The organism is Actinoplanes sp. NPDC051537, from assembly GCF_055586105.1.
Genome location: NZ_JBVJIU010000041.1, coordinates 9,586 through 15,733, shown reverse-complemented (window position 1 = coordinate 15,733; position 6,148 = coordinate 9,586). Strand labels below are relative to the sequence as shown.

Genomic DNA, 6,148 nt, shown 5'->3' with positions numbered 1-6,148 from the left:
CCCCCCCCCCCCCCCCCCCCCCCCCCCCCCCCCCCCCCCCCCCCCCCCCCCCCCCCCCCCCCCCCCCCCCCCCCCCCCCCCCCCCCCCCGCTCCCGGTGGTCTCGAACGAGCCGAGCAGCCGCGCCACGTGCTGGTTGCCGCGGCGGCCGAGCACCCGGTTGAGCTCGATGTCGGGGTTGATGCCGCTGGCGACCCGGCGGAAGACCTTGAGGATCGCCTCCTGGCCGAAGATCACGCTGGTGTTGCTCTGCTCGGCGTCGAACACCCGGGGATAGTCGTCCTCGCCCGGGAAGTCCGCGCCCGGCTCGGGCTCGAACACCACGTCGCCGATCGTGCCGCCGTTCTGCACCAGCGAGAGCAGGTAGCGCGCGGCGCCCTGGTCGTAGAGCGCGTCGTAGCCCGTCCGGTTGTCGTCGGCGCCGATCGTGGCCACGCTCGAGAACTCGGCGATCGGCCCGTTGTCCCAGGCCACGATCACCTGGTACCGCTCGGAGCTGCCGTCGGTGTACTCGACGTCGATCAGCACGAGATCGAGGTTGTCGCCGAGCTTGGTCGACGACGCCTCCTTGACGGACGACAGCGTGCGGGCCCGGCCCGCGTACCAGCGTTGCTGCGGCAGCCACTCGGCGAAGGGCAACGTCATTGCTTCTCCTCGGACCTGCACAGCTGGAACCAGTAGAAGCCGTGCCCGGGGAGGGTCAGCAGGTACGGCAACTGGCCGATCCGCGGGAAGTTCACGTGACCGGTCAGCTCGACCGGCGTGTACCCGTTCCAGTGCTGCAGGTTGAGCTCGATCGGTTGCGGGAAGCGCGACAGGTTGTTCACGCAGAGAACGACGTCCTCGCCGTTCTCGCGCAGGTACGCCAGCACCGACGGGTTGGATCCACCCAGCTCGCGGAAGGTGCCGACAGCGAACGCCTCATGGCGGCGCCGCACGGCGAGCATGGTACGCGTCCAGTTGAGCAGCGACGTCGAGCTGTCGCGCTGGGCCTCCACGTTGACCGCCTGGTAGCCGTACACCGGGTCCTGGTTGGCGGGCAGGAAAAGGCGGCCCGGGTTGGCGGTGGAGAAGCCCGCGTTGCGGTCCGGCGTCCACTGCATCGGGGTGCGCACGCCGTCCCGGTCGCCGAGCCAGATGTTGTCGCCCATCCCGATCTCGTCGCCGTAGTAGAGCACCGGCGAGCCGGGCAGCGACAGCAGCAGGGCGGTGAACAGCTCGATCTGGTTGCGGTCGTTCTCCAGCAGCGGAGCGAGCCGCCGGCGGATCCCCACGTTCGCCTTCATCCGCGGGTCCTTGGCGTACTCCGAGTACATGTAGTCGCGCTCTTCGTCGGTGACCATCTCGAGCGTCAGCTCGTCGTGGTTACGCAGGAAGATGCCCCACTGGCAGTTGTCGGGGATGGCCGGCGTCTGGGCCAGGATCTCCGAGATCGGGAAGCGCGACTCACGACGCACCGCCATGAAGATGCGGGGCATGAGCGGGAAGTGGAACGCCATGTGGCACTCGTCGCCGCCGGAGCGCGGGTCGCCGAAGTATTCCACCACGTCGGCCGGCCACTGGTTGGCCTCGGCCAGCAGCACCCGGCCCGGGAACTCGTCGTCGATCACCTTGCGGCAGTGCTTGAGGAAGGCGTGCGTCTCGGGCAGGTTCTCGCCGTTGGTGCCCTCCCGCTCGTACAGGTAGGGGACCGCGTCCAGCCGGAAGCCGTCGATGCCCAGGTCGAGCCAGAAACGCAGGACGTCGAGCATCGCCTCCTGCACGGCCGGGTTGTCGTAGTTGAGGTCGGGCTGGTGGGAGAAGAACCGGTGCCAGAAGAACTGGCGCCGCACCGGGTCGAACGTCCAGTTCGACTCCTCGGTGTCGACGAAGATCACCCGGGCGTCCTGGTACTTGTCGCTGGTGTCGCTCCATACATAGAAATCGCCGTACGGCCCGTCGGGGTCACGGCGTGACTCCTGGAACCACGCGTGCTGGTCACTCGTATGGTTCATGACGAGGTCGGTGATCACCCGGATGCCGCGCTTGTGGGCGGCGTCGAGCAGGGCCACGAAGTCCTCGACCGTGCCGAACTCGGGCAGCACCCGGTAGAAGTCGCTGATGTCGTACCCGCCGTCGCGCAGCGGCGACTGGTAGAACGGCGGCAGCCAGAGGCAGTCGACGCCGAGCCACTGCAGGTAGTCGAGGCGCTCGATGAGGCCGCGCAGGTCACCCGAGCCGTCCGAGCTGGAGTCGTAGAACGCCCGGACCAGCACCTCGTAGAACACCGCCCGCTGGAACCAGGTCGAGTCGGCGGGCAGTGCCCGGGCATGCCCGAAGTCCTCGGCGGTGGGGTGCTCGACCACACCGTCCTCGACGTGGCTGCCCTCCGCCGGATCGTGCTCGTGCTCGGCCGGATCGAGATCTTTCGTCAGGTCCATCGAGATACCCACCTACCCCCACCCGCAGGTTCTGAATCTGTCGCTCAGTTGCGCTGCAGCACGAACACGTGCGCCGGCTCGACGTACGGGTCGATCCGGACCGCGTTGTGCTGCCCCCACTCGTACGAGGCGCCGGTGATCTGGTCGACCACCACGAACCGCTCGTGCCAGTCCAGCCCGAGCTCGGGCATGTTGAGCGTGGTGTTGCCCCACTGCACGTTGCTGGAGTCGAACGAGACCACTACGAGAACGGTGTTGCCGGTGTCCGCGTCACGCTTCGAGAAGACCAGGAGCGCGCCGTTGTCGACCTCGTGGAAGCGCAGGTTGCGCAGCCAGTGCAGCGCCGGGTTGCCGGCCCGCACCCGGTTGAGCCGGGTGAGGTACGGCGCGAGCGACCGGCCGCTGGCCTCCGCCGCCGCGTAGTCGCGGGGCTTGAGCTCGAACTTCTCGTTGTCGACGTACTCCTCCGAGCCGGGCCGGGCGACGTGCTCGAACAGCTCGTATCCCGAGTACATGCCCCAGGACGGCGAGAGCATGCTCGCCAGCACCGCCCGGATCTTGAACATCGGCGGTCCGCCGTGCTGGAGCGACTCGTGCAGGATGTCGGGGGTGTTCGGCCAGAAGTTCGGCCGCATCCAGTCGAGCGACTCCAGCAGCTGTCCCATGTACTCGCGCATCTCCCAGGCCGTGGTGCGCCAGGTGAAGTACGTGTACGACTGGGTGAAGCCGATCTTGCCGAGGCCGTTCATCATGGCCGGCCGGGTGAACGCCTCGGCCAGGAACAGCACGTCCGGGTCGTTCTCCTTGACCTTGGGGATCAACCACTGCCAGAAGTTGACCGCCTTGGTGTGCGGGTTGTCGACGCGGAAGATCTTGACGCCCTGCTCCACCCAGTGCATGACCACCCGGTAGACCTCGTCGCGCAGGGTCCGGTAGTCGTTGTCCCAGTTGATCGGGTAGATGTCCTGGTACTTCTTGGGCGGGTTCTCGGCGTACGCGATGGTGCCGTCGGCCCGGGTGGTGAAGAACTGCGGGTGGGACGTCACCCACGGGTGGTCGGGCGCGGCCTGCAGGGCGAGGTCCATCGCCACCTCCATCCCGTTCTCCCGGGCGGTGCCGATGAAGGCGCGGAAGTCCTCGAGGGTGCCCAGCTCGGGGTGGATGGCGTCGTGGCCGCCCTCCTCGGAGCCGATCGCCCACGGCGAGCCGACGTCGGCCGGGCGCGCCACCAGCGTGTTGTTGCGGCCCTTGCGGTTGACCCGGCCGATCGGGTGGATCGGCGGCAGGTAGAGCACGTCGAAGCCCATGGCCGCGACCGCCGGGATCCGCTCGGCGGCGGTGGCGAACGTGCCGTGCTTGATCGGCGTCGAGTCGGGACCGATCTCGGCGCCGATGGAACGCGGGAAGAACTCGTACCAGGAGGAGTAGAGCGCGCGCTGCCGGTCGACCCAGATCGCGTACGAGCGGGTGGTCGTCACCTGCTGGCGGACCGGGTTGTGCCAGAGCAGCTCCTCGAGGTCGAGACCGGGGGAGACACGGGCGAACAGCGACATGCCCTCGTCCCGCAGCGCGGCGGCGGCGGCGCGTACCCGCTCCTCGTGGTCGTGCGGCACGATCTTGGCGGCCAGGTCGAGCACCTCGGCGCCCTCGGCCAGGTCGTTCGCGAGGTCCTCGAGCCCCTGACCGGCGCCGATCTTCTTCACCACGGCGTTGCGCCAGGTGCGGTACGGATCGTCGAACGCCTCCACCGTGAACGTCCACCGGCCGACCCGGTCGGGCCGGATCGTGCCGTGCCACTGGTCGAGACCGGGCTCACCGGCCCGCAGGCGGGTGAACGGCTCGGACTCGCTCTCGGGCCCGCGCCATACCACGTTGACGCCGAGAGCGTGGTGTCCTTCGCGATAGGACACCGCGGAAACGGGGACGAGCTCGCCGACAACCGCTTTCGCGGGATATCGGCCACAGGACACCGACGGGGTCACGTCCTCGATGGGAAAACGACCGGTCATGATCTCCACCGTAGTCAGGCGGGCGGGGGCAGGCGCGGCAAAGACCGCCGTCAGGGCATACTTCTCCGCGGCGGTGGCACCGCAAACAGCGGCGGGCCGACGCTTTTAAACCTACCGGAGAGCGCTCAGCGGGGCTCGTCCAGGAGCGGCCGTGCGCCCGCGGCGAAATTCGACAGTTCGTCGCCCCGCAACACCCGCTCATCCTTTCCCGCTTGGATCGCCGGCACGTTACCGGCCAGCAAAATCAAATTTCCCACCCGTTTCCCGCGCACCACCGATTCCTCGCCGTAGAGCGTTGTTTTCCCTTCGCCAGCGAAGATCATTTGGACGGTGGCGACCTGATCCCGGGTCTGGGCCAGCGGCGGGACGTCGGTCACATTCATCGCCAGTAAACCGTCCGGCCGCAAAGCCCTTTTGGCGGCGGCCGCGAATCCCAGCTCCGCGACGCTGCGCGGCATGGCGGCGCCCACGAACACGTCCGCGATGATCAGCCCGTAGCTCTGCGGCTCGGCCTTCTCGAGGGCCTCCCGCGCGTCGCCGATCCGCACGTCGATGCTTCCCGGATAGGGCAGATTCTTCGCCACGAGCGCGGCGATCACCGGATCCCGCTCGATCACCACCTGCGAAACCCCGGGCCGGCGGTGGTCGATCAGGCGGGCGAGCGTCAGCCCACCGCCACCCAGATGCAGGACCGGTTCCCGTACGGGGTTCAGCGCCGCGCCGATCATGCGCTGGTACGGGAACTCGAGGTGCCCCGGGTCGTCGAGGTCGACGTACGACTGCGGCACCCCGTTCACCAGCAGCGTCCACCCCCGCGGCCGCGCCGGATCGGGCCGCAGCTCGGCGATGCCGACGCTCGCCAGCAGGCGCAGGGGAGCGCGTTGGTTGCCGAGCGGTCCCATCCCGGTGACCATACTCAGGTCGCCCTTCGCCACGACCGAGGTGTACCCCTGACGCGGCCACTCCGGTGCCGCGCCCGACCCTCAGGAGCGCCTCGTGGCCGGACCGTCCGTCGAGCTTTCGCCCGTGATCGCCGCCAGCACCCACTGGCTGTCGCGTGCCTATCCCGCGGGCACCCCCGACACCATCGCGCACACCCTCTCCGAGCTCCAGGCCCGGCAGGCCGTCACCGTCGCCGCCTGGCTGCGCTACCCCACCGAGATGGACGCCGCCCTGGTCGCCATCGCCGGCCCCGGCGGCTCGGCGGTCCTCGACTGGCGCACCGGCAGCGAGCCCGAGGACGAGCTGGCCGAGGAGGAAGGCTGGCGCACGTGGGTCGACGAGGTGGTCGTGAGCTGGGCGGCCTGCCTGCTCGCCGACCCCCGCCTGGCCCGCAAGGGCGTCGACGCCGTAGCCGCCGCCGTCCCCTACGACGACGACCGCCCCCGCCCGTACCCCCGCCGCGCCGGCGGCCTGCCGAACGAGTTCCGCCGCCTCCTGGACCCCGACCAGCGAGACCGCGACGCCGCCGTCCTGCTGCGTCACCCCGACCTGCTCGAGCCGGTAGCCGAAATGCACCGCGACGCGCTGCTCTACCTGCTGGACGCCGAGCCCCAGTTCCTCGCCGCCTGACCCTTCTTACCCATCCGCGCCCCCCCGCGCGCCCCGGGGGGGGGGGGGGGGGGGGGGGGGGGGGGGGGGGGGGGGGGGGGGGGGGGGGGGGGGGGGGAGGAGGGGGGGGGGGGGGGGGGAGAGGGAGGGGGGGGGGGGGGCGGTATTG

General features: G+C 69.9%; 5 protein-coding genes. 1 reads left to right on the top strand and 4 read right to left on the bottom strand.

Going from position 1 to position 6,148, the window contains the following annotated elements; genetic code table 11:
- From ACZ6TB_RS48565 to ACZ6TB_RS48550, 4 genes are all read right to left on the bottom strand, one after another.
- The coding region (locus tag ACZ6TB_RS48565) for a maltokinase N-terminal cap-like domain-containing protein (RefSeq protein WP_465568638.1) at positions 1–644 on the bottom strand (644 nt) is incomplete at its 3' end.
- Positions 641–2,419, bottom strand: coding sequence for a maltose alpha-D-glucosyltransferase (gene treS, locus ACZ6TB_RS48560; RefSeq protein ID WP_465568635.1), 1,779 nt, complete (start codon positions 2,417–2,419; stop codon positions 641–643). The genes ACZ6TB_RS48565 and treS, both read right to left, overlap by 4 nt.
- A gap of 44 nt (positions 2,420–2,463) precedes the next feature.
- Positions 2,464–4,428 (bottom strand): alpha-1,4-glucan--maltose-1-phosphate maltosyltransferase, encoded by a 1,965-nt coding sequence (locus ACZ6TB_RS48555; protein ID WP_465568632.1) that lies wholly within the window; start codon positions 4,426–4,428, stop codon positions 2,464–2,466.
- Positions 4,429–4,553: 125 nt separating this feature from the next.
- On the bottom strand, positions 4,554–5,363 hold the full coding sequence (locus ACZ6TB_RS48550) for a spermidine synthase (protein WP_465568629.1): 810 nt from the start codon (positions 5,361–5,363) through the stop codon (positions 4,554–4,556).
- A gap of 61 nt (positions 5,364–5,424) precedes the next feature.
- Here ACZ6TB_RS48550 and ACZ6TB_RS48545 point away from each other — a divergent pair, with 61 nt between their 5' ends.
- Positions 5,425–6,000 (top strand): hypothetical protein, encoded by a 576-nt coding sequence (locus ACZ6TB_RS48545; RefSeq protein ID WP_465568626.1) that lies wholly within the window; start codon positions 5,425–5,427, stop codon positions 5,998–6,000.
- Positions 6,001–6,148: the final 148 nt, after the last annotated feature.

Excerpts from the sequence above, each read along its gene's own strand:
- treS (WP_465568635.1), bottom strand. The coding sequence starts at position 2,419 with ATGGACCTGACGAAAGATCTCGATCCGGCCGAGCACGAGCACGATCCG.
- ACZ6TB_RS48555 (WP_465568632.1), bottom strand. The coding sequence starts at position 4,428 with ATGACCGGTCGTTTTCCCATCGAGGACGTGACCCCGTCGGTGTCCTGT.